At 72.5% G+C, this 22,627-nt stretch carries 25 protein-coding genes and 1 pseudogene; 13 read left to right on the top strand and 13 right to left on the bottom strand.

Annotated elements, in window-relative coordinates:
* Window positions 1-175 precede the first annotated feature (175 nt).
* The gene (locus ACZ4TG_RS26720) at window positions 176-343 is read left to right on the top strand and encodes a DUF3117 domain-containing protein (RefSeq protein WP_003966491.1); all 168 of its coding nucleotides are present in this window, start codon (window positions 176-178) and stop codon (window positions 341-343) included.
* A 186-nt stretch (window positions 344-529) separates the two neighbouring features.
* Here the strand turns inward: ACZ4TG_RS26720 and ACZ4TG_RS26725 are convergent, their stop codons facing one another.
* Window positions 530-1,192 (bottom strand): O-methyltransferase, encoded by a 663-nt coding sequence (locus ACZ4TG_RS26725; protein ID WP_360903462.1) that lies wholly within the window; start codon window positions 1,190-1,192, stop codon window positions 530-532.
* A 190-nt stretch (window positions 1,193-1,382) separates the two neighbouring features.
* Between ACZ4TG_RS26725 and sigE the strand changes: the two genes are divergently transcribed.
* The 5 genes and pseudogenes from sigE (at window position 1,383) to ACZ4TG_RS26750 (ending at window position 5,680) form a co-directional block, all read left to right on the top strand.
* Complete coding sequence (gene sigE / locus ACZ4TG_RS26730) at window positions 1,383-2,162, top strand: RNA polymerase sigma factor SigE (RefSeq protein ID WP_468167122.1); 780 nt, start codon at window positions 1,383-1,385, stop codon at window positions 2,160-2,162.
* Window positions 2,159-2,611 (top strand): annotated as a pseudogene (locus tag ACZ4TG_RS26735) (zf-HC2 domain-containing protein); the annotation flags it as partial. The gene sigE and the pseudogene ACZ4TG_RS26735, both read left to right, overlap by 4 nt.
* 297 nt (window positions 2,612-2,908) lie before the next feature.
* Window positions 2,909-4,252, top strand: a complete 1,344-nt coding sequence (locus ACZ4TG_RS26740) for a S1C family serine protease (RefSeq protein WP_468167124.1) — start codon at window positions 2,909-2,911, stop codon at window positions 4,250-4,252.
* 105 nt (window positions 4,253-4,357) lie between these two features.
* Entirely contained in the window at window positions 4,358-4,807 is a 450-nt protein-coding gene (locus ACZ4TG_RS26745) for a sec-independent translocase (protein WP_468167126.1), read from the top strand.
* Window positions 4,808-4,945: 138 nt separating this feature from the next.
* A complete protein-coding gene (locus tag ACZ4TG_RS26750; RefSeq protein ID WP_468167128.1) occupies window positions 4,946-5,680 on the top strand; it encodes a hypothetical protein in 735 nt (244 codons plus the stop codon).
* A 93-nt stretch (window positions 5,681-5,773) separates the two neighbouring features.
* Here the strand turns inward: ACZ4TG_RS26750 and ACZ4TG_RS26755 are convergent, their stop codons facing one another.
* The 3 genes from ACZ4TG_RS26755 to ACZ4TG_RS26765 form a co-directional block, all read right to left on the bottom strand.
* Complete coding sequence (locus ACZ4TG_RS26755) at window positions 5,774-6,889, bottom strand: Mrp/NBP35 family ATP-binding protein (protein ID WP_468167303.1); 1,116 nt, start codon at window positions 6,887-6,889, stop codon at window positions 5,774-5,776.
* Between the two features lie 87 nt (window positions 6,890-6,976).
* Window positions 6,977-7,552, bottom strand: a complete 576-nt coding sequence (locus tag ACZ4TG_RS26760; RefSeq protein ID WP_468167305.1) for a DUF1003 domain-containing protein — start codon at window positions 7,550-7,552, stop codon at window positions 6,977-6,979.
* A gap of 97 nt (window positions 7,553-7,649) precedes the next feature.
* On the bottom strand, window positions 7,650-8,921 hold the full coding sequence (locus ACZ4TG_RS26765; RefSeq protein WP_468167130.1) for a magnesium transporter MgtE N-terminal domain-containing protein: 1,272 nt from the start codon (window positions 8,919-8,921) through the stop codon (window positions 7,650-7,652).
* Between the two features lie 255 nt (window positions 8,922-9,176).
* Here ACZ4TG_RS26765 and ACZ4TG_RS26770 point away from each other — a divergent pair, with 255 nt between their 5' ends.
* Window positions 9,177-9,971 (top strand): hypothetical protein, encoded by a 795-nt coding sequence (locus ACZ4TG_RS26770; protein ID WP_468167132.1) that lies wholly within the window; start codon window positions 9,177-9,179, stop codon window positions 9,969-9,971.
* Between the two features lie 77 nt (window positions 9,972-10,048).
* On the opposite strand, the gene ACZ4TG_RS26775 is transcribed toward ACZ4TG_RS26770, so the two are convergent.
* On the bottom strand, window positions 10,049-10,561 hold the full coding sequence (locus tag ACZ4TG_RS26775; RefSeq protein WP_468167134.1) for a hypothetical protein: 513 nt from the start codon (window positions 10,559-10,561) through the stop codon (window positions 10,049-10,051).
* A gap of 67 nt (window positions 10,562-10,628) precedes the next feature.
* Window positions 10,629-11,753 (bottom strand): magnesium and cobalt transport protein CorA, encoded by a 1,125-nt coding sequence (locus ACZ4TG_RS26780; RefSeq protein WP_468167136.1) that lies wholly within the window; start codon window positions 11,751-11,753, stop codon window positions 10,629-10,631.
* 379 nt (window positions 11,754-12,132) lie between these two features.
* On the opposite strand from ACZ4TG_RS26780, the gene ACZ4TG_RS26785 reads away from it, so the two are divergent.
* From ACZ4TG_RS26785 to ACZ4TG_RS26800, 4 genes are all read left to right on the top strand, one after another.
* The gene (locus ACZ4TG_RS26785) at window positions 12,133-12,717 is read left to right on the top strand and encodes a suppressor of fused domain protein (protein ID WP_468167138.1); all 585 of its coding nucleotides are present in this window, start codon (window positions 12,133-12,135) and stop codon (window positions 12,715-12,717) included.
* A gap of 84 nt (window positions 12,718-12,801) precedes the next feature.
* On the top strand, window positions 12,802-13,446 hold the full coding sequence (locus ACZ4TG_RS26790; RefSeq protein WP_468167140.1) for a DUF6758 family protein: 645 nt from the start codon (window positions 12,802-12,804) through the stop codon (window positions 13,444-13,446).
* Between the two features lie 92 nt (window positions 13,447-13,538).
* A complete protein-coding gene (locus ACZ4TG_RS26795) occupies window positions 13,539-14,402 on the top strand; it encodes a PHP domain-containing protein (protein WP_468167307.1) in 864 nt (287 codons plus the stop codon).
* A gap of 69 nt (window positions 14,403-14,471) precedes the next feature.
* Entirely contained in the window at window positions 14,472-15,077 is a 606-nt protein-coding gene (locus tag ACZ4TG_RS26800; RefSeq protein ID WP_468167142.1) for a MarC family protein, read from the top strand.
* A gap of 102 nt (window positions 15,078-15,179) precedes the next feature.
* Here ACZ4TG_RS26800 and ACZ4TG_RS26805 read toward each other — a convergent pair whose 3' ends face one another.
* From ACZ4TG_RS26805 to ACZ4TG_RS26815, 3 genes are all read right to left on the bottom strand, one after another.
* Window positions 15,180-15,332, bottom strand: a complete 153-nt coding sequence (locus ACZ4TG_RS26805; protein WP_356874603.1) for a hypothetical protein — start codon at window positions 15,330-15,332, stop codon at window positions 15,180-15,182.
* A 96-nt stretch (window positions 15,333-15,428) separates the two neighbouring features.
* Window positions 15,429-16,295, bottom strand: a complete 867-nt coding sequence (locus ACZ4TG_RS26810) for an alpha/beta fold hydrolase (protein ID WP_468167144.1) — start codon at window positions 16,293-16,295, stop codon at window positions 15,429-15,431.
* 91 nt (window positions 16,296-16,386) lie between these two features.
* A complete protein-coding gene (locus ACZ4TG_RS26815) occupies window positions 16,387-18,327 on the bottom strand; it encodes a DEAD/DEAH box helicase (RefSeq protein ID WP_468167146.1) in 1,941 nt (646 codons plus the stop codon).
* A gap of 492 nt (window positions 18,328-18,819) precedes the next feature.
* Here ACZ4TG_RS26815 and ACZ4TG_RS26820 point away from each other — a divergent pair, with 492 nt between their 5' ends.
* Entirely contained in the window at window positions 18,820-19,578 is a 759-nt protein-coding gene (locus tag ACZ4TG_RS26820) for a ferritin-like fold-containing protein (protein ID WP_468167148.1), read from the top strand.
* A 137-nt stretch (window positions 19,579-19,715) separates the two neighbouring features.
* On the opposite strand, the gene ACZ4TG_RS26825 is transcribed toward ACZ4TG_RS26820, so the two are convergent.
* The 4 genes from ACZ4TG_RS26825 to ACZ4TG_RS26840 form a co-directional block, all read right to left on the bottom strand.
* On the bottom strand, window positions 19,716-20,012 hold the full coding sequence (locus ACZ4TG_RS26825; RefSeq protein WP_468167150.1) for a hypothetical protein: 297 nt from the start codon (window positions 20,010-20,012) through the stop codon (window positions 19,716-19,718).
* A gap of 138 nt (window positions 20,013-20,150) precedes the next feature.
* Window positions 20,151-20,378, bottom strand: a complete 228-nt coding sequence (locus ACZ4TG_RS26830) for a DUF3107 domain-containing protein (protein ID WP_069921827.1) — start codon at window positions 20,376-20,378, stop codon at window positions 20,151-20,153.
* Between the two features lie 134 nt (window positions 20,379-20,512).
* Window positions 20,513-21,151 (bottom strand): TetR family transcriptional regulator, encoded by a 639-nt coding sequence (locus tag ACZ4TG_RS26835; protein ID WP_468167152.1) that lies wholly within the window; start codon window positions 21,149-21,151, stop codon window positions 20,513-20,515.
* A gap of 146 nt (window positions 21,152-21,297) precedes the next feature.
* Window positions 21,298-21,513: a hypothetical protein gene (locus ACZ4TG_RS26840; RefSeq protein WP_468167154.1), complete on the bottom strand. Its 216-nt coding sequence runs from the start codon at window positions 21,511-21,513 to the stop codon at window positions 21,298-21,300.
* A 123-nt stretch (window positions 21,514-21,636) separates the two neighbouring features.
* Between ACZ4TG_RS26840 and ACZ4TG_RS26845 the strand changes: the two genes are divergently transcribed.
* On the top strand, window positions 21,637-22,626 hold the full coding sequence (locus tag ACZ4TG_RS26845; RefSeq protein WP_468167156.1) for an alpha/beta fold hydrolase: 990 nt from the start codon (window positions 21,637-21,639) through the stop codon (window positions 22,624-22,626).
* Window position 22,627 lies beyond the last annotated feature (1 nt).

Genomic DNA, 22,627 nt, shown 5'->3' on the forward strand with positions numbered 1-22,627 from the left:
CCCGAAATGAGTGGTTTTGGTCAAGCGCGTTGCACAAGCGTTCCCCGCCGATGTTGGTCATCGGGTCCTGACATGCGGGATAATGGCTGGGAAGCAATGTGTTCGATGCCGGGTACTAGGCGCCTGAATGGGGCCGTCGGCTGACGATGAGCTGGTTTCAGGAAGGGGAACGAGCATGGCGGCCATGAAGCCGCGGACGGGCGACGGCCCGCTCGAGGTCACCAAGGAGGGGCGGGGCATCGTCATGCGCGTACCGCTCGAGGGCGGCGGTCGGCTTGTCGTCGAGCTGACTCCGGACGAAGCGGACGCCCTGGGTGACGCCCTGAAGAAGGTCGTCGGCTGACCTTCCGAGGACGCTGACAGCGCTTTTCACCTTCGCTGCATTCTCTGCACTGCCCCGGCCGCTCCTCGCGGCCGGGGCAGTGTTGTTTCCCGGGCCGGGGCTCCCGCAGGGGCGGGGCCTCCTGCGGCGGCGGGGCTCCTGCGGGGCGGGGCTCCTACGGGCCCGCGTACCGCCCGCGCCGGCGGATCAGCGCCGGACCGCGCACAGCAGGCCGTCGCCCACGGGGAGCAGGGCGGCCTCCAGCGCCGGGCTCTCGCGGACGCTGCGCAGCAGCTCGCGGACCCGGAGCACCTCCACCGGCTGGGCCGCGGAGTCGACCGTACGGCCGTCCGAGAAGACCCCTTCGAAGCACACCAGCCCGCCGGGCCGCAGCAGACGCAACGATTCCGCGAGGTAGTCGAGGGACTCCGAGGGGTCCCCGTCGCAGAAGACGAGGTCGTATCCGCCGTCGGCGAGCCGCGGCAGCACGTCCAGGGCGCGGCCGGGGATGAAGCGGGCCCGGTTCCCGGCGAAGCCCGCGGCGCGGAACGCCTGCCGGGCGAAGGCCTGCCGGTCGGCCTCGGGGTCCACGGTGGTCAGCACCCCGTCGGGGCGCATGCCGTGGAGGAGGTGGATGCCGGAGACACCGGTGCCCGTACCGATCTCGGCGACCGCCTTGGCGTCCGCGGTGGCGGCCAGCAGACGCAGCGCGGCCCCGGTGCCGGGGGAGACCGAGCGCAGGCCCGCTTCCCTGGACCGGTCGCGGGCCCATCGCAGAGCGTCGTCCTCGGCGACAAACGCGTCGGCGAACGCCCAGCTCGTCTGCCGGTTGCCGCTAATGACCCTCTCCTGTCCCCATAGTTGGCGCAACGGTGACTGTATCCGTTGACGTCGGGAACCCGCAGATGGGACCGGGCGTTGGGAGAAGCAGACGCACAACGGATGCGGGATAGAAGGGGACGGCAGCGGGCAGATCGGCAGCCCGGGGCCGTCATGGAATCCAAGACCCGTGCAAAGTTACTGCAAAAATGCTTATCCGGAGCTGACGGGAGGGGTGGCTATGGTAGGGACTCCACTGGACACCACCAGAGCCGATAGGGGAGGTGCGGCTGCGCCTGTGGATCGTGGGGGCGTGTTCAGACGCCTCTTCTGGTCGGCTGGTGAGCCGAAATCCGTGACCGACATTGCTGACCGCTTCCACACCGCCGACACCGCAACCACCGCGACCTTTGCCGCCGATGCGGGCTCGCAGGCGTGGACGCCTCCTTCGTGGGAGGAGATCGTCAGCACGCACAGTGCGCGGGTCTACCGTCTCGCCTACCGTCTGACGGGCAACCAGCACGACGCCGAGGACCTGACGCAGGAGGTCTTCGTCCGCGTCTTCCGCTCGCTGTCCACGTACACGCCCGGCACGTTCGAGGGCTGGCTGCACCGCATCACCACCAACCTCTTCCTGGACATGGTCCGCCGCAAGCAGCGGATCCGCTTCGACTCGCTCGCCGACGACGCCGCGGAGCGGCTGCCGAGCCGCGAGCCGTCCCCGCAGCAGGTGCTGCACGACACCCACTTCGACGCGGACGTGCAGCAGGCGCTGGACACCCTCGCGCCCGAATTCCGTGCCGCCGTGGTGCTGTGCGACATCGAGGGCCTGTCCTACGAGGAGATCGCCGCCACGCTCGGCGTGAAGCTCGGTACCGTGCGCAGCCGTATCCACCGGGGCCGCTCGCACCTGCGCAAGGCGCTCAAGCACCGGTCTCCCGAGGCCCGTGCGGAGCAGCGCGCGCTGGCGGGGGTGGCGGTGGGCGCGCCCGGCGCCGGGGGAGAGGGCGGAGCCGAGTGAGCGGAGCCCGTCCGTCCCCCGCCGAACAACACCTGGGCGACCGGCTCGCCGCCCTGGTGGACGGGGAGCTGAGCCATGACGTGCGCGAGCGGGTGCTGGCCCACCTGGCGACCTGCGCCAAGTGCAAGGCCGAGGCCGACGCGCAGCGCCGGGTGAAGAGCATGTTCGTGGAGAGCGCGCCGCCGCCGCTGTCCGCCGGGCTGCTGGCCCGCCTCCAGGGTCTGCCGGGAGGCAATCCCGACGGGCCGCCGTCCTCCGGGCCGCCGTCCCCGCCGCCGGGTGCCGATCCGCTGGCGTCCTTCGGCTATGCCGCCCCGGCGCCGCCGCGGGAGGGGTTCCGTATCCATGAGGTGGGGCGGCCCAGACGCCGCTTCGCGTTCGTCGCGGCCGGGGCCGTGTCGCTGGCCGCGATCGCCCTGGGCGGCTCGCTGCCGCTGGACGCCGTCGAGCCGAACGCCCGGGGCGATGCCCCTGCCGCGCGGCCGGGGCCGTACCTGCCGCTGACCGACGCGGTGGTCCGCGACCGCCTGCCCAGCCCGGGCGGCCTGCCCACCCTGTCCCCGCCCGGTCCCACCCTCACGGCCCTGCCCGCCGTCTCGCTGTCCCGCTGACGGCGGGCCGCCGCCCCCTGCCCCGGACCTGGCGGCCGCGGGTTCGGGGGCGGGGCCCCAGCCGTGGGGCGGGACCTGGTTGAATCGGCGGCAGATGCGCCGCCCGGCGGTGCGACAGGTACGCGGGGAGCGCGCATGTCCGACAGCCAGCAGACCGATCCGGCCCCGGGGCCGCAGTGGTGGAGCCGGCCCGGCAGCCCCGGGGACCCCCGCCAGGCTCCGGAGGCGGTCCCCCGGCAGCGCTCCGAGGCACAGACGGCCGAAGCACCCGAGCCCGCGCCCGGGGCCGCGCCCGAGTCCGGGGCCGAGTCGCGCTACGACCCCTGGGCCGACCGCCCCCTGCACGTGGTGGACCGGGGCCGGGAGCCCCGTGGGTTGCGCGTGTGGCAGGCCGTGGCCCTCGCCGTCGGCACCGCCCTCCTGGCCGGCGGCATCGGCGGGTACCTCGGCGTCCTCGCCGAGCGGCAGAGCAGCACCCGCCTCGAACTCCCCCAGGCCGCCGCCGACGGCGGCCAGGGCCGGGCTCCCGAGAGCGTGGCGGGGATCGCCGCCGCCGCACTGCCCGGCGTGGTCACCCTGCACGTCAGCGGCAGCGGAGGCAGCGGCACCGGTACCGGCTTCGTGCTCGACCCGCAGGGCCACATCCTCACCAACAACCACGTCGTCGCGGACGCCAAGGACATAACGGTCACCTTCAGCACCGGCGAGAGCGTCCCCGCCGAGCTGATCGGCCGCGACGGCGGCTACGACCTGGCCGTGGTCAAGGTCAGTGGGGTCCGGGGGCTGCGGCCGCTGACCCTCGGGAACTCCGAGAACGTCAAGGTCGGCGACCCGGTGGTGGCCATCGGCGCCCCCTTCGACCTCTCCAACACCGTCACGGCGGGCATCATCAGCGCCACCGGCCGGCCCATCACCGCGGGCGGGGACAAGGGCGACGGCAGCGACATCAGCTACGTCGACGCGCTCCAGACCGACGCCCCCATCAACCCCGGCAACTCCGGCGGCCCCCTCCTCGACGCCCGCGCCCACGTCATCGGCATCAACAGCGCCATCCGGGGCGCCGACAAGGGCGGCGCCGGCGAGGACGGCTCCCGCCAGAGCGGCAGCATCGGCCTCGGCTTCGCCATCCCCGTGAACCAGGGCAAGCGGGTCGCGGAGGAGCTCATCCGCACCGGCCACGCCACCCACCCCGTCATCGGAGTCACCCTCGACATGCAGTACACGGGCGACGGAGCCCGCGTCGGGGCCAAGGGGGAGGACGGGAAGCCCTCCGTCGTCGCCGGCGGACCGGGTGCCCGCGCCGGGATCAAGGCGGGCGATGTGATCACCAAGGTCGACGGGCAGCGCGTGCACGGCGGTGACGAGCTGATCATCAAGATCCGCGCCCACCGCCCGGGCGATCCGCTGAGGCTCACCGTGCTGCGCGACGGCGCGGAACGCACGCTGGAACTGGTCCTCGGTTCGGCCAACGGATCATGACCGCCGGGTGAAAGCGCGACTGGGACCGTCCTGACGTATTGGCCCCGAGGTATCGCCGGGTACCGTTGTTCTGGCCCGATGTGAAGAGAGCCGAGGAGCGGCAAGGTGTTCAACGACATAGGCGCACTCGAGCTGGTCACCATCGTGGTGCTCGCCATCCTCGTCTTCGGCCCGGACAAGCTGCCGAAGGTGATCCAGGACGTCAGCGGTGTGATCCGCAAGATCCGTTCGTTCTCGGACAGCGCCAAGCAGGACATCCGCTCCGAACTGGGTCCGGAATTCAAGGACTTCGAGTTCGAGGACCTCAATCCCAAGACGTTCATCCGCAAGCAGCTGACCGAGAACGAGGACCTCAAGGAACTCCGCAGCAGCTTCGACCTCCGCAAGGAGCTCAACGACGTCACCGACGCGGTCAACAGCAAGGAGCCGGCCGCGCCCGTGCCCCCGTCCGGCCCCGCCGCCACGCCCGCCGCGAGCACCGGTCCCGACCTGCTGAAGAAGCCCGCCGCACCGGCCCCCGAACAGCGCACCCCGTTCGACGCAGACGCCACCTGAGCCGCCGCCTGCCCTGCGATCCCGAGTCGGATGGCTATCCTCCATCTGTCCGGACGCAGGACGCCCGAGGGAGGGGGTCCCCCCAGCGAAGCGAGGGGGAGGGGCCGTTCCGGACCCCACGGAACGAGAGGCCGCCAGATGGAGACGACGAGCAGTGGCCGGGTAGGCGTACAGCCTGCCGAAGCCCCCGCCGCCGCACCCGCGGATAATCCGCAGACCCAGCAGAACCCACAGGAGACCCCCGAGGAGGCCCAGGAGGGCACCGCTCCCGTCCCGGCGGCCCGCCGGGCGGCGGAGGGATATCTACGGGCTGATTTCCCCTGGTACGGGCTGGACGGGGCCTTCACCGGCCCCCGCTGGCTCATGCAGGTCGGCACCGCCGCCGACGGCACGGTGGAGCACGGCTCCACCGGCCACGGCGACGAGCCGTCCGCGCGCGGGGAGATCGCCACCGGAGAGAAGGAACGCTTCGCGGTGGTGATCACCGTCGCCAGCAACCCGCTCCGCCGCAGCGGCGACGGCACGGGCGTCCTGGAGGCCACCTCGGTCTCCTCGGCCGCCTGGCTCGCCGGCTCGGGGCTGCTGGCCTACAGCTGGCCCGGCCAGATGGACCACACCCTGCGCGACGACTGGCTCGACCAGCAGACGGAGGCCGCCTGGGAGCTCGCCGACGACCTCGCCGGCGAGGACTGGTCGACGCTGTCCCTGCCGGTGGACGGGGAGCCGACGCCGTTCCACTACCGCGAGTCGGAGTTCGGCTGGGTGCTCGCCGGTTCCACGCGCGGGGGAGTGCACCTGGGCGCGTACGGGCGCGGCATGAGCGCGTACGGCCTCGGGTTCTCGGTCATCGGGGACCTGGCCGCGTACGAGTAGCGGCCCCTGCACGAAGGGGGTCACCGTCGGCTCTTCGACGGTGACCCCCTTCGTGCAGCGGTACGGGCCCTCCCGGGGGAGGGCCCGGCCGCGTCAGAACTTGTTGCGCGGGGTGATCCCCAGCGACATGCCCGACAGCCCGCGGGCCCGGCCGCCCAGCTTGCCCGCGATCGAGCGCAGCGCCGCGCCCGCCGGGGAGTCGGGGTCGGACAGCACGACGGGCTTGCCCTCGTCGCCGCCCTCGCGCAGCCGGACGTCGATCGGGATCGAGCCCAGCACCGGCACCGTGGCGCCGACCGTCTTGGTCAGCCCGTCGGCGACCTTCTGGCCACCGCCCGAGCCGAACACGTCCACCATCTCGTCGCAGTGCGGGCACGGCAGGCCCGACATGTTCTCGACGACGCCGACGATCTTCTGGTGGGTCTGCACGGCGATCGAGCCGGCCCGCTCGGCCACCTCGGCCGCGGCCTGCTGAGGGGTGGTCACGACGAGGATCTCGGCGTTCGGCACCAGCTGGGCCACCGAGATCGCGATGTCGCCCGTACCCGGCGGCAGGTCCAGCAGCAGCACGTCCAGGTCGCCCCAGAACACGTCCGCGAGGAACTGCTGGAGGGCCCGGTGGAGCATCGGACCGCGCCACACCACCGGCGCGTTGCCCGGGGTGAACATGCCGATGGAGATGACCTTCACGCCGTGCGCCGACGGCGGCATGATCATGTTCTCGACCTGGGTGGGGCGGCCGTCCACGCCGAGCATGCGCGGCACGCTGTGACCGTAGATGTCCGCGTCGACGACGCCGACCTTCAGGCCGTCCGCGGCCATCGCCGCGGCCAGGTTCACGGTGACCGAGGACTTGCCCACGCCGCCCTTGCCGGAGGCGACCGCGTACACCCGGGTCAGCGAACCCGGCTTGGCGAAGGGCACCTCGCGCTCGGCGGTGCCGCCGCGCAGGGTGGCGGCCAGGTCCTTGCGCTGCTCGTCGCTCATCACGTCCAGGGTGACGGCGACGGAGGTGACGCCGGCGACGCGCTCGACGGCCTCGGTGACGTTCTTGGTGATGGTCTCGCGCATGGGACAGCCCGACACCGTCAGGTAGACCGTGACGGCGACCGCGCCGCCGTCGCCGATCTCCACCGATTTGACCATGCCGAGCTCGGTGATCGGCCGGTGGATCTCGGGGTCGTTCACCGTCGCCAGCGCGTCCAGGATCGCGTCCTGCTCAGGCACGGCGGCGGAGCTTGTGTCGGTAGCCATGTCCCGATGGTACGGCTCGGCAGCACGCCGCCGGTAAGCCTGTCAGCGGTCGCCTTCGTCACGTTCGGGGGCCAGCAGCCGCCGTTCGTCCATCTCCTTGATCAGGTCCTGGAACTCCGACCTGATCCAGTCGCGCGTGGCGACCTCGCCCAGCCCCATCCGCAGCGAGGCGATCTCCCGCGTCAGGTACTCGGTGTCGGCGATGGACCGCTCGTTCTGCTTGCGGTCCTGCTCCAGGTTGACCCGGTCCCGGTCGTCCTGCCGGTTCTGCGCGAGCAGGATCAGCGGAGCCGCGTACGAGGCCTGGAGCGACAGCATCAGGGTCAGGAAGATGAACGGGTACTCGTCGAAGCGCAGGTGCGCGGGCGCGAAGATGTTCCACAGCACCCAGGCGATGATGACGATCGTCATCCAGACGATGAACCGGCCCGTGCCGAGGAACCGCGCCACCCGCTCCGAGAGCCGGCCGAAGGCCTCCGGGTCGTACTCGGGCAGCAGCCGGCGGCGCGCCGCCCGCGGCTGGTCCAGGCGGACGCGCGAGCGCGTCAGTGCGCTGGCCCCGGACGGAGCGGTCCCCTTCGACCGCTCGCCGGAACGTTCCGGCCGTTCCGTCCGCATCCGCTCCATGGCCTCTTCGAGCCGGTCGGACAGCCCTTCCCGGGCCTGGTCGCGCCGCTCCCGGCGCCGTTCGCGCGCGGCCTCGCCGCGCCCCCGTTCAGTGCCCACCCACGGCCTCCTCGGAGTGGAAGTCCGTCTCCCGCCAGTCGTCCGGCAGCAGGTGGTCGAGCACGTCGTCCACGGTCACCGCGCCCAGCAGCGAACCGCTCTCGTCGACCACGGGCACCGCGACCATGTTGTACGCGGCGAGATGGGTGGTCACCGCGGGCAGCGAGGCGTCCGGCCGCAGCGGCGGCAGGTCCGTGTCCACGATCGAGCTGACCAGCGTGAACGGCGGGTCCCGCAGCAGCCGCTGGAAGTGCACCGTCCCCAGGTACTTGCCCGTCGGAGTCTCGTCCGGCGGCCGGCACACGTACACCTGCGCCGCCAGCGCCGGCGACAGGTCCGACTGCCGTACGCGCGCCAGCGCGTCCGCGACCGTCGCGTCCGGCCGCAGCACGATCGGCTCGGTGGTCATCAGACCGCCCGCCGTCCGCTCCTCGTACGACAGCAGGCGCCGCACGTCCGCCGCGTCGTCCGGCTGCATCAGCGTCAGCAGCCGCTCCTGGTCGTCCTCCGGCAGCTCCGACAGCAGGTCGGCCGCGTCGTCCGGGTCCATCGCCTCCAGGACGTCGGCCGCGCGCTCCTCCTTCAGCTTCCCGAGGATCTCCACCTGGTCGTCCTCGGGGAGCTCCTCCATGACGTCCGCGAGCCGGTCGTCGTCCAGGGCGCTGGCCACCTCGGCGCGCCGCTTCGGCGTCAGGTGGTGCAGTACGTTCGCCAGGTCGGCCGGGCGCATCTGCTCGAAGGTGGCGACCAGGCTCTCGGCGCCCTGCCCGTGCTCCTCCAGCGAGAAGCCCGTCACGCCCGACCACTCCACCGTGAGGGTCTCGCCGCGCCGGCGCAGCGCGCCCGCCTTGCCCTTGCGTACGAAGATCCGGTCGATCTCCCAGTCCCGGCGGGCCGGCAGCTGCTGGATGGCCACGTCCAGGACGGTGACCTCCTCGCCGGTGGCCACCAGGGTCACCCGCCGGTCCAGCAGCTCGCCGAGGACCAGCCGCTCCGTGGGCCGCTGCTCGAAGCGCCGCATGTTGACCACGCCGGTGGTGATGACCTGTCCGGACTCCACGCCCGTCACCCGGGTCATCGGCAGGAAGATCCGGCGCCGGCTGACCACCTCGACCACCAGCCCGAGCAGCCGCGGCGGACGGCCGCCGACGCGCAGCATCGCGACGAGGTCGCGGACGCGGCCGACCTGGTCGCCGTTGGGGTCGAAGACGGGCACACCCGACAGATGCGAGACGAAGATCCGCGGGGCGCCTGCAGCCATCAGAGCGCCTCCTAGAGCGTGAACCAGCGTCGATCAACAGTCCTGCCGTGCCTCAGGCTAGCCCGTGCGGCGGGAAACCGTCCTGGTGGGGCCGTCCGCCCGGGGGTCGAGCGGCCGTCCGCCCCCGGCCGAGCGCGCCTCGACCGGGGTCCGAGCGGGGCCGGGCCCGAGCTGCCCCGACGCGGGCGCGGGCGGCGGGCTACGGGCGGGTACGCTGCCTGCTGCCCGCCGACGACCGCCGAGAAGGACTCGCCCGTGACCGCCAACATCCCTGTCGCCCGGCTGCGCCGGGCTGCCTTCGCCGGCGTCCTGTGCGCGGGCCTCGCCGTCGCAGGCACGGGCTGCGGCAAGGACGAGGACCCCGACAAGGGCACCAACGGGGTGGGCAAGCTCTCCGCCGACAAGATCGAGGAGAAGGCGCGCACCGCGGCCACCTCGGCCGGCTCGGTGCACCTGTCCGGGACCGTGGTGAGCGGCGGCAAGTCCTTCACCCTCGACATGCGCCTCAAGCCCGAGGGCGGTTCCGGCGAGGTGAAGTCCCAGGACGACACCTTCCAGCTGCTGCGTGTCGGCGAGCAGCTCTACCTCAAGGCGAGCGCCGCCTTCTGGGGTCAGTCCGACTCGGCCGGCAAGCTCGGCGACAAGTTCGTGAAGGTGCCCCAGAGCGACCCCACGTACAAGCAGTTCCGCGGCTTCACCGACATGGGGGTGCTGCTCGACGGGCTGCTGGGCCTGGAGGGCAAGGTCACCAAGGGCACGTACTCCAAGGTCGGGCACGCCCGCGTGGTCCCGCTCTCGGGCGACGGCGGCAAGGGCGGCAAGCTCTCCGTATCCCTCGACGGCACCCCCTACCCGGTCCTCATGGAACGCGCGGGCGGCGCCGGGCGGGTGGAACTCGCGGACTGGGGCCAGACCTTCCCGCTGGATCCCCCCGCCCAGGACCAGACGGTGGACTACGGACCCCAGCTGCCCGCGACCAAGGACCAGGGCGGCACCAAGCCGGCCCCGAGCAAGAGCTCCGGCCAGGGCTCGAATCCCGGCGGCGGCTGAGCACGGCCCGGCCGGCCCCGCCGCCCCGCGACCGAGGGCCTTCGCCGGGACCCGTCGCCGGGACCCTTCGCCCGCGTCTAGCGCCCGGCCTTCTTCCGCTTCAGCAGCAGCTTCGGCAGCCCGGCCGGGATGGCCCGGCGGGTCGTCGCCGGGGAGCCGAGCGGGGCCGCGGCCAGGGACCCGGCCGGCAGGGAGTCCCGTACCGCCTCCGGCTCCAGCCGCAGCAGCCGGCACTCGCGCGCCCACCGCTCCGTCATCTGCTCGGAGTCGGGCGCGTTCAGCCGCTTGCCCTTGAGCTCGGCCACCGCGGCGTGCCACTCCTCGCCGCGGGGCGGGATCTCCCGCACGGTCGCGGTCCACGCCACGAGCCGGCCGCCCTTGTCCTTGCTGCGCACCGTCACCTCGGCGGCCGCGCCGTCCACGAGCCCCGGGAACGGCTGCTCGCCGGGCCCGTCGCCGAGCACGTGCGCCGCGCCGTCCACCCAGGCGTGCCACAGGGCCCGGTCGGCCCCGGAGCCGCGGACCCAGATGAGCCCGGACTTCTTGGTGGCCTCCTCGACGAGGGCCAGATCGAGCGCGCTGAGAGTCATGCGCACAGGGTAGCCAGCCGCCGCCCGAGGCGCGGGAGGCGGTGGGCCGGCCGGGTCGGGCTCGCGGCTACAGCCAGCCGTGGCGGCGCAGGGCCCGGTGGATGGTGAAGCAGATCCCGACGATGGTGGCCATCACCATCGGATAGCCGTACTTCCACTGGAGCTCGGGCATGTGCTCGAAGTTCATCCCGTACACCCCGCAGATCATCGTGGGCACGGCGATGATCGCCGCCCAGGAGGTGATCTTGCGCATGTCCTCGTTCTGGGCGACCGTCGCCTGCGCGAGGTTGGCCTGGAGGATCGAGTTCAGCAGCTCGTCGAAGCCCACGACCTGCTCGTGCACCCGCGCCAGGTGGTCCGCGACGTCCCGGAAGTACTTCTGGATGTCCGGGTGCACCAGCCGCATCGGGCGCTCGCTCAGCAGCTCCATGGGCCGCAGCAGCGGGGCGACCGCCCGCTTGAACTCCAGCACCTCGCGCTTGAGCTGGTAGATGCGGCCCGCGTCACCGCCGCGGGTACTGCCCTTCGCGGGGGCGGCGAAGACCTCGCTCTCCACCTCGTCGATGTCGTCCTGCACGGCCGCGGCGACCGCGATGTACCCGTCGACGACGTGGTCCGCGATGGAGTGCAGGACGGCGGAGGGCCCGCGGGCCAGCAGCTCGGGGTCGTCCTGGAGGCGGTGCCGCAGCCCCTTCAGGGAGCCCTGGCCGCCGTGCCGGACGGTGATCACGAAGTCGGGTCCGGTGAAGCACATCACCTCGCCGGTCTCCACCACCTCGCTGGTGGCGGTGAGTTGGGTGTGCTCCACGTAGTGGATCGTCTTGAAGACGGTGAAGAGGGTGTCGTCGTAGCGCTCCAGCTTCGGCCGCTGGTGCGCGTGCACCGCGTCCTCCACGGCGAGCGGGTGCAGCCCGAAGGTGGCGGCGATGCCGGCGAACTCGGCCTCCGTCGGCTCGTGCAGACCGATCCAGGCGAACCCGCCGTCCTCCCGGACCCGGCGGATCGCCTCACGGGGGGTCAGGCAGCCCGTCCCCTGACCGCGCCCGTCCCGCCGGCCGTCGCGGTAGACGGCGCAGTCGACCACCGCGCTGCTGGCGGACGGGTCGCGGGTGGAGTCGTAGCCGGGCTGGGCGGGGGAGGACCGGCGCAGGGCCGGACGGACGGCGGCACGGAGGTAGGGCAGCATCGACATGGCAGGCTCCTTCGCGCGCACGGCTGCGGACCGTACGGGTGGGAGGCCCTCCGCGGCCGAGCGGGCAGGCAGGCCCGCGCAGGCGGAAGGAAAAGGACGGAGAGGACAGGAGTTCTGCCGTCGCTCTTCTACTGATCAGAAGATCACAGGGGGCGGGAGGGGCCCGGCATAGAAGTGGAAGAGCGATCGGTACTGCACGATCGACTTCGATCCATCGCAGCCCCACCTCCTCCGGCCGGTCCCCCGTAGAGGACGTCCTGTCGTCCGGCCCTTGAAACAACGCTTCTGCGTGCGGGTCGAACCAGCTGTCAACACTATCAGCCGACGGATGGTCAAGACCCGCCCTTTACCCGCCGGATACGAGTTCTATGCTCGCTCCATGGCAGAAATTCTGGCCCTTGTGGAGGCCCGGCTGCGGACCGCGTTCGGCGAACCCGACGCCCGCGCCGCCGTCACCTTCCTCGGCACCGATCGCATCGAGGTACTCCGCTTCGCCGAGGGCGACCTCGTGCGGTACGCGACCCTCGGCATGTCCGCCCACCCGATGACCGACCCGACCGCCGTGGTCGCCGACCCCGTGCGCGGACCGCGCGCCGAGCTGGTGCTGACCGTGCGGGCGGGCCTCGCCCCCACCGACAGGCTGCTCCGGCCGCTCGCCGTGCTGGCCGCCTCCCCGATGGTGGAGGGGCTGATCGTGAGCCCGGGAGCCTCGCTGGACGTGGGCGAACCGCTGTGGGAAGGGGCGCCGTTCAGCTCCGTCCTGGTCGCGGAGCCCGGCGGGCTGGTCGAGGACCTCGAACTGGACGAGCCCATGGACCCCGTACGGTTCCTCCCGCTGCTCCCGATGACGGCGAACGAGGCGGCCTGGAAGCGCGTGCACGGCGCGGCCGCGCTCCAGGAACGCTGGCTCGCGCGCGGCACGGATCTGCGGGACCCTCTCCGTACGGCCGTCGCCCTGGACTGAGCGCCGGCGGTTGCGGGTACGGATGGCATCCGGACGGGTGATCGCGTCTTGACGGGGCGCCGGGCGGGGAGGAGCGTGCTTCTTATGAGGGGCGAACCGAGTTGCCCGAAGTGCGGTGGCCGGGTCCGGGCGCCCGGTCTTTTCGCCGACTCCTGGCAGTGCGCGGTGCACGGCGGCGTCCAGCCCCTGCAGCCCGTCATCCCGCCGAGCGTCGAGGGCCTGAGCGTGGTCGTCCACCGCGCCCAGGTGCCCGTGTGGATGCCGTGGCCGCTGCCGGTGGGGTGGCTCTTCACCGGGATCGCCTCCGCCGGGGACGACCGCAGCGGGGGCCGGGCCACGGCCGTGGCCTGCTCGGGCCCCGGACCGCTCGGCGGCATCGGCGAGCTGCTGCTGGTCGCGGAGGAACTCGGCGTCGGGCTGGGAGCCCGCTACGCGGGGATCGACGCGCCCGACCCGGGCCCGTACATGAACGTCTCGGCCCCGCCGCACGCCAAGGTCGTGGCGGCGGGCCGCCCGACCCCGCTCTGGCACGTCTCCGGCGCCCCGGACGACCGGGCCGTCTTCGCCGGCGAGGCGCGCGGCCTGTGGCTGTGGGCCATCGTCTGGCCGGAGCAGTCGGGCCTCCTGATGTACGACGAGCTGGTCCTGACGGACCTGCGCGACGCCGGCGCCGAGGTGGAACTGCTGCCCTGCGGCGCCCTGAGTCCCCGGATCCTCGGCCCGGCCTGACGGCGCCCGCCGCGCGCGGCGGGGCGGGGCACGGCGGGGGCTGGGTATCCTGGAGCGTCCCCCCGTCCGTACGAGAACCATGGAGCATGGCTGTGCGCATCGACCTGCACGCCCACTCCACGGCTTCCGACGGCACCGACACGCCCGCCGAACTGGTCCGCAACGCGGCCGCCGCCGGGCTGGACGTGATCGCGCTGACCGATCACGACACCGTCGGGGGATACGCCGAGGCCATCGCCAACGTCCCGGCCGGTCTCACCCTCGTCACCGGGGCGGAGCTCAGCTGCCGCCTCGACGGGGTCGGGATGCACATGCTCGCGTACCTCTTCGATCCCGACGAGCCCGAGCTCTTCCGCGAGCGGGAGCTGGTCCGCGACGACCGCACCCCCCGCGCCCAGGCCATGATCGGCAAGCTCCGCGCGCTCGGCGTGGACGTCACCTGGGAGCAGGTCGCCCGGATCGCGGGCGGCGGCTCCGTCGGCCGGCCGCACATCGCCACCGCCATGGTGGAGCTGGGCGTCGTACCGACCGTGTCCGACGCGTTCACCGCCGACTGGCTCGCCGACGGCGGCCGCGCGTACGCCGGGAAGCACGAGCTGGACCCCTTCGAGGCCATCCGCCTGGTCAAGGCGGCCGGCGGGGTCACCGTCTTCGCGCACCCCGCCGCGGTCAAGCGCGGTCAGGTCGTGCCCGAGTCCGCGATAGCCGCCCTGGCGGCCGCCGGTCTGGACGGCATCGAGGTGGACCACATGGACCACGACGCGGACACCCGCGCCCGGCTGCGCGCACTGGCCGCCGACCTCGGACTGCTGACCACCGGGTCCAGCGACTACCACGGCGACCGCAAGCTCTGCCGCCTCGGGGAGTACACGACCGACCCCGAGATCTACGGCGAGATCACGCGCCGTGCCACCGGGGCGTTCCCCGTGCCCGGCGCCGGCGGACGGACCGCGTAACGAGGACTGGTTCCTCGGCCGCTCCGCGCCCTCCTTTTGCTTCACCCCTCTCTCCTGCAAGGCATCACTGTGTTTGATTTCGCCGTCTTCGGATCCCTTTTTCTCACGCTATTTGTGATTATGGACCCCCCGGGGATCACGCCGATCTTCCTCGCCCTGACCTCCGGTCGCGCCGCGAAGGTGCAGCGCCGGATGGCCTGGCAGGCCGTCTGCGTGGCCTTCGGTGTCATCGCCGTCTTCGGTCTCTGCGGCCAGCAGATCCTGGACTACCTGCACGTGTCCGTCCCGGCGCTGATGATCGCCGGTGGACTGCTCCTCCTGCTGATCGCGCTCGACCTGCTCACCGGCAAGACGGACGAGCCCAAGCAGACCAAGGACGTGAACGTCGCCCTCGTACCGCTGGGCATGCCGCTGCTGGCCGGCCCCGGTGCGATCGTGTCGGTCATCCTCGCCGTGCAGAAGGCCGACGGGGTCAGCGGGCAGGTCTCCGTCTGGTGCGCGATCATCGCCATGCACATCGTGCTGTGGATCACCATGCGCTATTCGCTGGTGATCATCCGGGTCATCAAGGACGGCGGCGTCGTCCTCGTCACGCGGCTCGCGGGCATGATGCTCTCCGCCATCGCCGTCCAGCAGATCATCAACGGCGTGCTCCAGGTCGTGCACAACGCCTGAGCGGCGACCGGTCCGCCGGTACACATGCGAATGCCCCGCACCGGTACGGTGCGGGGCATTCGGCGTCTGTCGCGCAGGGCGCGCCGGGTGTTTCCAGGTGTGTCAGGAGGACGCCGTCTCGGCCGGTCGGATCAGAATGCGCTGGCCGACGGACGCGGCCTGCTGCACGATCCGGTTGACGGAGGCCGCGTCCACGACGGTGCTGTCCACGGCGGTTCCGTCGACGTCGTCCAGGCGCAGAATCTCGAAGCGCATGGGGCTTCTCCCTTCGTCAGTGTTCTCCTTGCACAGGGTTAACGAAGTGTAAGCGGCAAACATTCCCTACGCTAAGGAAATTTTTTCACTGGCTAACTACCCGCTGGTGCGGGCCTCCCAGAACGCCACCAGTGCACCGGCCGTGACCTGCGGGTTCTCCGCGTTGGGGGAGTGTTCCGCGCCCTCGACGATCACTCGGGACGCACTCAAGCGCCGGGCCATGTCGTCCATCAGCGGGACCGGCCACGCGTAGTCGACGGTCCCCGACAGCACGAGCTTGCGCAGCGGCACCTGCGCCAGCTCCGCCACCCGGTCCGGCTCCGAGATCAGCACCCGGCCGGTGGCGATCAGCTGCTCCGGCCGGGTCGCCAGCCACCGGTCCCGCAGGAACCGCGCCAGCTCCGGTGCCTCGGGCGCCGCGTCCGCCGGGTCCTGGGCCCGCATCGCCGCCCATACGCCGGGCATGTCCTCCCGTAGCACCTCCAGGGCCGCGACCAGCAGCTTCGTACGCGCCTGCTGCTCCTCGGAGATCGCCGCCGGACCGCTGCTCAGCAAGGTGAGCGAGGCGAAGGGGGAGGGGTCGCGGAGCACCGCGGCGCGGGCGATCAGGCCGCCCAGGGAGTGTCCGACCAGGTGGACCGGCTCCCCTCCGGCGCCCGACACGGCCGCGGCCTGCGCGAGCAGGTCCCGGGCCAGCTCCTCCAGGGTGTACGCCGACTCCTCGCGCGGGCCGGGGCTCTCGTACTGTCCGCGCCCGTCGACCGAGACCACCCGGAACCCGGCGGCGGCCAGCGGCTCCAGCAGGCCGATGAAGTCCTCCTTGCTGCCCGTGAAGCCGGGGACCAGCAGGGCGGTGCCGCGCAGCGGCTCACCGGCCTCGTGCACGGCGAACTCCCCGCGTGCGGTCGTCAGGCGGTACGCGCGGGCGGCGGGCGGCAGGGTCAGGCGCGGCGGCTTGCTCATGGGGCCGAGGTTACCGGCCCGTACCCTCCGGACACGAGGACGGCCCCGGCTCCCCTGAGGGGGGCCGGGGCCGTCGGTGCGGAGCGGAGGACTAGGCCTCCGGGGCCTCCGCGGCAGCCTTGCGGGTGCGGGTGCGCTTCGGCTTGACCGGCGCGTCACCAGCGGCGGACGCCTCCGGGGCGGCCTCCGCGACCTTGCGGGTCCGGGGGCGGCGGGCCTTGACGGGCTCCACCGGCGGGGCCATCTGGAAGTCCGGCTCCGGGGCCTCGACGACGCCGCCCACGACCTTGCGGGTCCGGGTGCGCCTCGGCTTGAGCGGGGCTTCCTCGGCCACGGCAGCGGCCTCGGCGGCGACGGCCGGGGCGGTCTCGGCGACCGCGGCGACGGCCTTGCGGGTCCGGGTGCGCTTCGGCTTGGCGGGAGCCTCCTCGGCGACCGGGGCCTCGGCCGCGGGGGCCTCGACCACGGCGGCCTCGGCGACCGCGGCGACGGCCTTGCGGGTCCGGGTGCGCTTCGGCCTGGCGGGAGCCTCCTCGACCGGGGCCTCGGCCACGGGGGCCTCGGCCACGGCGACCGGAGCGGCCTCCACGACCGCGACGGACTCCACGGCCTGCGCCGGAACCGTGGCCACCCGGGTCCGGCGACGGCGCGGCCTGCGCGGCTCGTCGGCGGCCGGAGCCTCGGGAGCCTCCGCGACCGGGGTCACGGCGGCGGCCTCGGCGCCCAGGTCCGCACCACCACGGGTACGGCGGCGCTGGCGCGGGGTACGGGTGCGCGCGGGGCGCTCCTCGGCCACGGGGGCGGCGGCAGCGCCGCGCCCGCCACGGCCACCGCGGCCGCCGGTCTCGCCCAGGTCCTCGAGGTCCTCGGCCTTCAGGCCGGCCCGCACGCGCTCGGCGCGCGGCAGGATGCCCTTGGTGCCGGCCGGGATGTTCAGCTCCTCGAACAGGTGCGGGGACGTGGAGTACGTCTCGACCGGGTCGTGGAAGTCCAGCTCCAGCGCCTTGTTGATCAGCTGCCAGCGCGGGATGTCGTCCCAGTCGACCAGCGTGACGGCGATGCCCTTGTTGCCCGCGCGGCCGGTGCGGCCCACGCGGTGCAGGAAGGTCTTCTCGTCCTCGGGCGCCTGGTAGTTGATGACGTGGGTGACACCCTCGACATCGATACCGCGCGCGGCGACGTCGGTGCACACCAGCACGTCGACCTTGCCGTTGCGGAACGCGCGCAGCGCCTGCTCGCGGGCGCCCTGGCCCAGGTCGCCGTGGACGGCGCCGGACGCGAAGCCGCGCTTCTCCAGCTGCTCGGCGATGTCGGCCGCCGTGCGCTTGGTACGGCAGAAGATCATGGCGAGGCCACGGCCGTCGGCCTGGAGGATGCGGGAGACGAGCTCCGGCTTGTCCATGTTGTGCGCACGGAAGACGTGCTGCTTGATGTTGGCGACGGTCACGCCCTCGCCCTCGGGGGACGTGGCGCGGATGTGCGTCGGCTGCGTCATGTACCGGCGGGCCAGGCCGATGACCGCGCCCGGCATGGTCGCCGAGAACAGCATGGTCTGACGCTTCGGCGGCAGGTAGTTGATGATCTTCTCGACGTCGGGCAGGAAGCCCAGGTCGAGCATCTCGTCGGCCTCGTCGAGGACCAGGGCCTTGACGTGGGAGAGGTCGAGCTTCTTCTGCCCGGCCAGGTCCAGGAGGCGGCCCGGGGTGCCGACGATGACGTCGACGCCCTTCTTGAGCGCCTCGACCTGGGGCTCGTACGCGCGGCCGCCGTATATGGCGAGGACGCGGACGTTGCGGACCTTGCCCGCGGTCAGAAGGTCGTTGGTGACCTGGGTGCAGAGCTCGCGGGTCGGAACCACCACGAGGGCCTGCGGAGCGTCGGTCAGCTGCTCGGGCTTCGCCCGGCCGGCCTCGACGTCCGCGGGGACGACGACCCGCTCCAGCAGCGGAAGGCCGAAACCGAGCGTCTTGCCGGTACCGGTCTTCGCCTGGCCGATGACGTCCGTGCCGGAGAGGGCGACGGGAAGGGTCATCTCCTGGATCGGGAAGGGGGACACGATGCCGACGGCCTCAAGGGCCTCGGCCGTCTCGGGAAAGATCCCGAGGTCTCGGAACGTAGTCAGGGTGCTGCCTCTTCTGTGAGACGCGGCGCGAGGCGGCGAAGGGGGTCGTACCGTGCCGGGCTTGCAGTACTGCGCCCGCCCAGGTTCGGGCGGGTCGTACGAAGCTGCGCGGGACCACTAGCCTTCGCTCAAGGGCTTCTGCCGCTGAGGGGGCCCCTCGTGCAGGCGGTACGCATGAACGCACGCGCCACACAGAGGGCGGTCGGGTTGGAGCCGATCGGGCCACCGACCGGGCATCCTCATTCGGGATGGCCCGCCGAGTATTCGGCAGGCGCATTACCACTGTACCCCGGAATCGCGCAGGTGTGTTGGGTGAATTCACCTGGTAGTCGCGTTTACGCAGGCCGCGAGGGGCTATAGGCCGTGCCCAGCCCGCCCTTTCGGCGGGCTATTGTGCGGAGCATGTCGACCGTAGAAAACGCATCTCCCGCCGACGACAGCACCCCCGCCGAGGCGGCCGGAATCGCCGCCCAGGACTGGGCGACCGCCTCGGCCTCGCCGCAGTACCGGGCCGCCGTCGTGGACCTGCTCGGCGCGCTGGCGTACGGCGAGCTGGCGGCCTTCGAGCGCCTCGCCGAGGACGCGAAGCTCGCGCCCACCCTCGGTGACAAGGCCGAGCTCGCGAAGATGGCCTCCGCCGAGTTCCACCACTTCGAGCGGCTGCGCGACCGGCTCGCGGCGATCGACGCCGAGCCCACCGCCGCGATGGAGCCCTTCGCGAAGGGCGTCGACGACTTCCACCGCCAGACCGCCCCGTCGGACTGGCTGGAAGGCCTGGTCAAGGCCTACGTCGGCGACTCCATCGCCAGTGACTTCTACCGTGAGGTCGCCACCCACCTCGACACCGACACCCGTGCCCTCGTCGTCGGAGTGCTCGACGACACGGGCCACGGCGGCTTCGCCGTCGAGAAGGTGCGCGCCGCGATCGAGGCCGACCCGCGCGTCGGCGGACGGCTCGCGCTGTGGGCCCGCCGGCTGATGGGCGAGGCGCTCTCGCAGGCCCAGCGGGTCGTCGCGGAGCGCGACGCGCTGTCCACCATGCTGGTCGGCGGTGTGGACGGCATGGCGGCCGGTTTCGACCTGGCGGCCGTCGGCGAGATGTTCACCCGGATCACCAAGGCGCACACCAAGCGGATGGCGGCCCTCGGCCTCGCGGCCTGAGCGGCCCGATCCACGGCAGACGCACCCGGCCCCCGGCACGGAAACCACTCCGCGCCGGGGGCCGCGCTACTGGACCTCTCCGCTACCGGGCCTGGCCCGCGTCGCCCGCGTCGCCGGCTTCCGCGGACCGGTCCGCCTCAGGACGGGACCGAAAACGGAGTCCGCCGGGGCGGCCTTCCGGTGCGGGCGGCGGGGCGCAGCAGCAGCGAGAGCACGACGACGGCCACCAGGCCCCCGCCGATCAGGGTCGCCGCCAGGGTGTTGTGCCCCGGACCCAGCGACATGTGCGTGAGGTAGGCCCCGAAGAGGGCCCCGGCGACCCCGCTGATCAGGACCGCTCTGGAGGACGGCAGCCGCGTCGCGAGCGTGCGCACCGCCGCCCCGGCCAGGGCGAGGCCCAGCAGACCGGAGCCGAGCGCTTCCATCAGCAGCATGATGTCCCTTCCCGTACGTCAGGGCGTTATCGGGTTGCAGTACTGCGCTCCTACCCGAAGCGGAACAAAGGGAAACGGCCCGGCGTATGCAACCGCCGGGCCGTTCTCGTCCGTTGCCGGAGCTTCGGTTCTCCGCGCTCAGAGCGCGCCGAAGCCCACCTTGCGCGTGCTCGGCTCGCCCAGGTCGACGTACGACAGGCGGTCGGACGGCACCAGGACCTTGCGGCCCTTGGTGTCGGTGAGGCTCAGCAGCGGCGCCGTACCGGACAGCGCGGCGGCCACGATGCTCTCCAGCTCCTCCGCGCTCAGGTCGCTCTCCAGCACGATCTCCCGGGGTGCGTGCTGCACGCCGATCTTGACCTCCACGGCTTTGTCCCTCCGACGATCCGGTTCGCGCGATCAGCCGCGCCGTACGCGGTCCACATTAGCCCGGCAAGGGGACACGATCGGCTCGTGGCGGACATGCTCGCAGCGAACAGCCCGCCGCCGGCCGCGGGGCGTCAGCCCTCCGTACCGTGCAGCGGGAAGCCGGCGATACCGCGCCAGGCGAGCGAGGTCAGCAGGCCGACCGCGGTGTCCCGGGCGACCGGGCTCTCGCTCGACAGCCAGTACCGGGCCACGACCTGCGAGACGCCGCCCAGGCCCACGGCCAGCAGCATCGACTCGTCCTTCGACAGGCCGGTGTCCTCCGCGATGACGTCCGAGATGGCCTCGGCGCACTGGAGCGAGACCCGGTCGACGCGCTCGCGCACCGCGGGCTCGTTCGTCAGGTCCGACTCGAAGACCAGCCGGAAGGCGCCGCCCTCGTCCTCGACGTAGGCGAAGTAGGCGTCCATCGTCGCCGCCACGCGCAGCTTGTTGTCGTTCGTCGACGCGAGCGCCGTGCGCACCGCCTGCAGCAGGGCCTCGCAGTGCTGGTCCAGGAGGGCCAGGTACAGGTCGAGCTTGCCCGGGAAGTGCTGGTAGAGGACCGGCTTGCTGACCCCGGCACGCTCCGCGATGTCGTCCATGGCGGCGGCGTGGTAGCCCTGCGCCACGAAAACCTCCTGGGCAGCACCCAGAAGCTGGTTGCGCCGGGCTCGGCGCGGCAGTCGCGTGCCCCGGGGACGCGCTGCCTCCGTCTGCTCGATGGCTGTCACGCCGCCTCCCACTTTCTCTAAGAACACAGTGCGCTCTGCGCCGCGCCGCCATCGTACTTTTCGGTAACCGAATCTGGTGGGTTCAAGCCGAGTTTTCTCGCTGTGCGGACCACCCTGACCCGCTGGTCAGCGCCCATCGGTCCCGGTCAGCGGTAGTCGTCCTCGTCCAGCGGGACGACCCGTGCCTGCTCGGCGGCGTCCCCGTCGGCGGCCTCGCCGCGGTCCACCCCGGTGACCGGATCGTCCTCGACGGGCTGCAACTCGATGTGCTGCTCCGCGGCATCCGCCTCGGGCGTCTCCGGGTCGGTGATCTCCGGAAGCTGCTCGTGGAAGGTGTCCGGCTCCGCAGGGTCGACAGTCATCGCGCTCCCCTCGCCTTCGCTCGTATTTCACTACGAGCCTAGGAGGATTGCGGTTACGCCGCCAGGCGGTCTTGTGACCGCGAACACAGGGGGCCGGGCGTGATCGTCTCGTAACATTGCCCCATGTCTTCGACCGAGCTGCCGGGTGTGCGGTCCACCCCCGAGGTGTCCTCCCAGGTGGGAGCCGTCCGGGTGGCCGAAGGGGAGCAACTGCGCACGGCCCGGCTGCCCGGCCTGGAGCTGAACGTGCGCTTCCGGCCCGCCGCGCGGGAGGGGCTGCCGCCCGCGCTGTTCGTCCACGGGCTCGGCGGTTCCTCGCAGAACTGGTCCGAGCTCATGAGGGAGTTGGCCGACCAGGTCGACGGGGAGGCCCTGGACCTGCCCGGATTCGGCTGGTCCCCGCCGCCCGCCGACCGGGACTACTCGCTCACCGCCTTCGCCCGTGCGGTCATCCGGCACCTCGACGCGGCCGACCGCGGGCCGGTGCACCTCTTCGGCAACTCCCTCGGCGGGGCCGTCTCCACCCGGGTCGCGGCCGTCCGTCCCGACCTGGTGCGCAGCCTGACCCTGGTCTCGCCCGCGCTGCCCGAACTGCGCGTGCAGCGGTCGGCGGTGCCCACCGCCCTGCTGGCGGTGCCGGGCATGGCGGGGCTGTTCGGGCGCCTCACGCGGGGGCTCACCGCCGAGCAGCGCACCCGGGGGGTGACGGTCCTCTGTTACGGGGACCCCTCCCGGGTGACACCCGAGGGATTCGGGGCCGCGGTCGAGGAGATGGAGCGGCGGATGGCGCTCCCGTACTTCTGGGACGCGATGACCCGTTCCTCGCGCGGGATCGTGGACGCCTACACCCTCGGCGGGCAGCACGGGCTGTGGCAGCAGGCGCAGCGGGTGCTCGCGCCGGTCCTGCTGGTCTACGGTGGGCGGGACCAACTGGTCTCGTACCGTATGGCGCGCAAGGCCGCCGCGGCCTTCCGGGGTTCGCGGCTGCTGTGCCTGCCGGAGGCCGGGCACGTGGCGATGATGGAGTACCCCGAAGTGGTGGCCGCGGCGTTCCGCGAACTGCTGCGGGACACACAGGACACGGCACGAACCGAAGAAGACGGCAGAGGCTGAG

Source organism: Streptomyces sp. NPDC028314 (genome assembly GCF_055565795.1).

Coding starts and splice junctions, on each gene's coding strand:
- ACZ4TG_RS26790 (WP_468167140.1), top strand. CDS start 12,802: ATGAGGGGCGAACCGAGTTGCCCGAAGTGCGGTGGCCGGGTCCGGGCG.
- ACZ4TG_RS26780 (WP_468167136.1), bottom strand. CDS start 11,753: ATGTCGATGCTGCCCTACCTCCGTGCCGCCGTCCGTCCGGCCCTGCGC.
- ACZ4TG_RS26740 (WP_468167124.1), top strand. CDS start 2,909: ATGTCCGACAGCCAGCAGACCGATCCGGCCCCGGGGCCGCAGTGGTGG.
- ACZ4TG_RS26805 (WP_356874603.1), bottom strand. CDS start 15,332: ATGCGCTTCGAGATTCTGCGCCTGGACGACGTCGACGGAACCGCCGTG.
- ACZ4TG_RS26760 (WP_468167305.1), bottom strand. CDS start 7,552: ATGCGGACGGAACGGCCGGAACGTTCCGGCGAGCGGTCGAAGGGGACC.
- ACZ4TG_RS26815 (WP_468167146.1), bottom strand. CDS start 18,327: ATGACCCTTCCCGTCGCCCTCTCCGGCACGGACGTCATCGGCCAGGCG.
- ACZ4TG_RS26785 (WP_468167138.1), top strand. CDS start 12,133: ATGGCAGAAATTCTGGCCCTTGTGGAGGCCCGGCTGCGGACCGCGTTC.
- sigE (WP_468167122.1), top strand. CDS start 1,383: ATGGTAGGGACTCCACTGGACACCACCAGAGCCGATAGGGGAGGTGCG.
- ACZ4TG_RS26825 (WP_468167150.1), bottom strand. CDS start 20,012: ATGCTGCTGATGGAAGCGCTCGGCTCCGGTCTGCTGGGCCTCGCCCTG.
- ACZ4TG_RS26765 (WP_468167130.1), bottom strand. CDS start 8,921: ATGGCTGCAGGCGCCCCGCGGATCTTCGTCTCGCATCTGTCGGGTGTG.
- ACZ4TG_RS26750 (WP_468167128.1), top strand. CDS start 4,946: ATGGAGACGACGAGCAGTGGCCGGGTAGGCGTACAGCCTGCCGAAGCC.
- ACZ4TG_RS26720 (WP_003966491.1), top strand. CDS start 176: ATGGCGGCCATGAAGCCGCGGACGGGCGACGGCCCGCTCGAGGTCACC.
- ACZ4TG_RS26820 (WP_468167148.1), top strand. CDS start 18,820: ATGTCGACCGTAGAAAACGCATCTCCCGCCGACGACAGCACCCCCGCC.
- ACZ4TG_RS26845 (WP_468167156.1), top strand. CDS start 21,637: ATGTCTTCGACCGAGCTGCCGGGTGTGCGGTCCACCCCCGAGGTGTCC.
- ACZ4TG_RS26810 (WP_468167144.1), bottom strand. CDS start 16,295: ATGAGCAAGCCGCCGCGCCTGACCCTGCCGCCCGCCGCCCGCGCGTAC.
- ACZ4TG_RS26840 (WP_468167154.1), bottom strand. CDS start 21,513: ATGACTGTCGACCCTGCGGAGCCGGACACCTTCCACGAGCAGCTTCCG.
- ACZ4TG_RS26775 (WP_468167134.1), bottom strand. CDS start 10,561: ATGACTCTCAGCGCGCTCGATCTGGCCCTCGTCGAGGAGGCCACCAAG.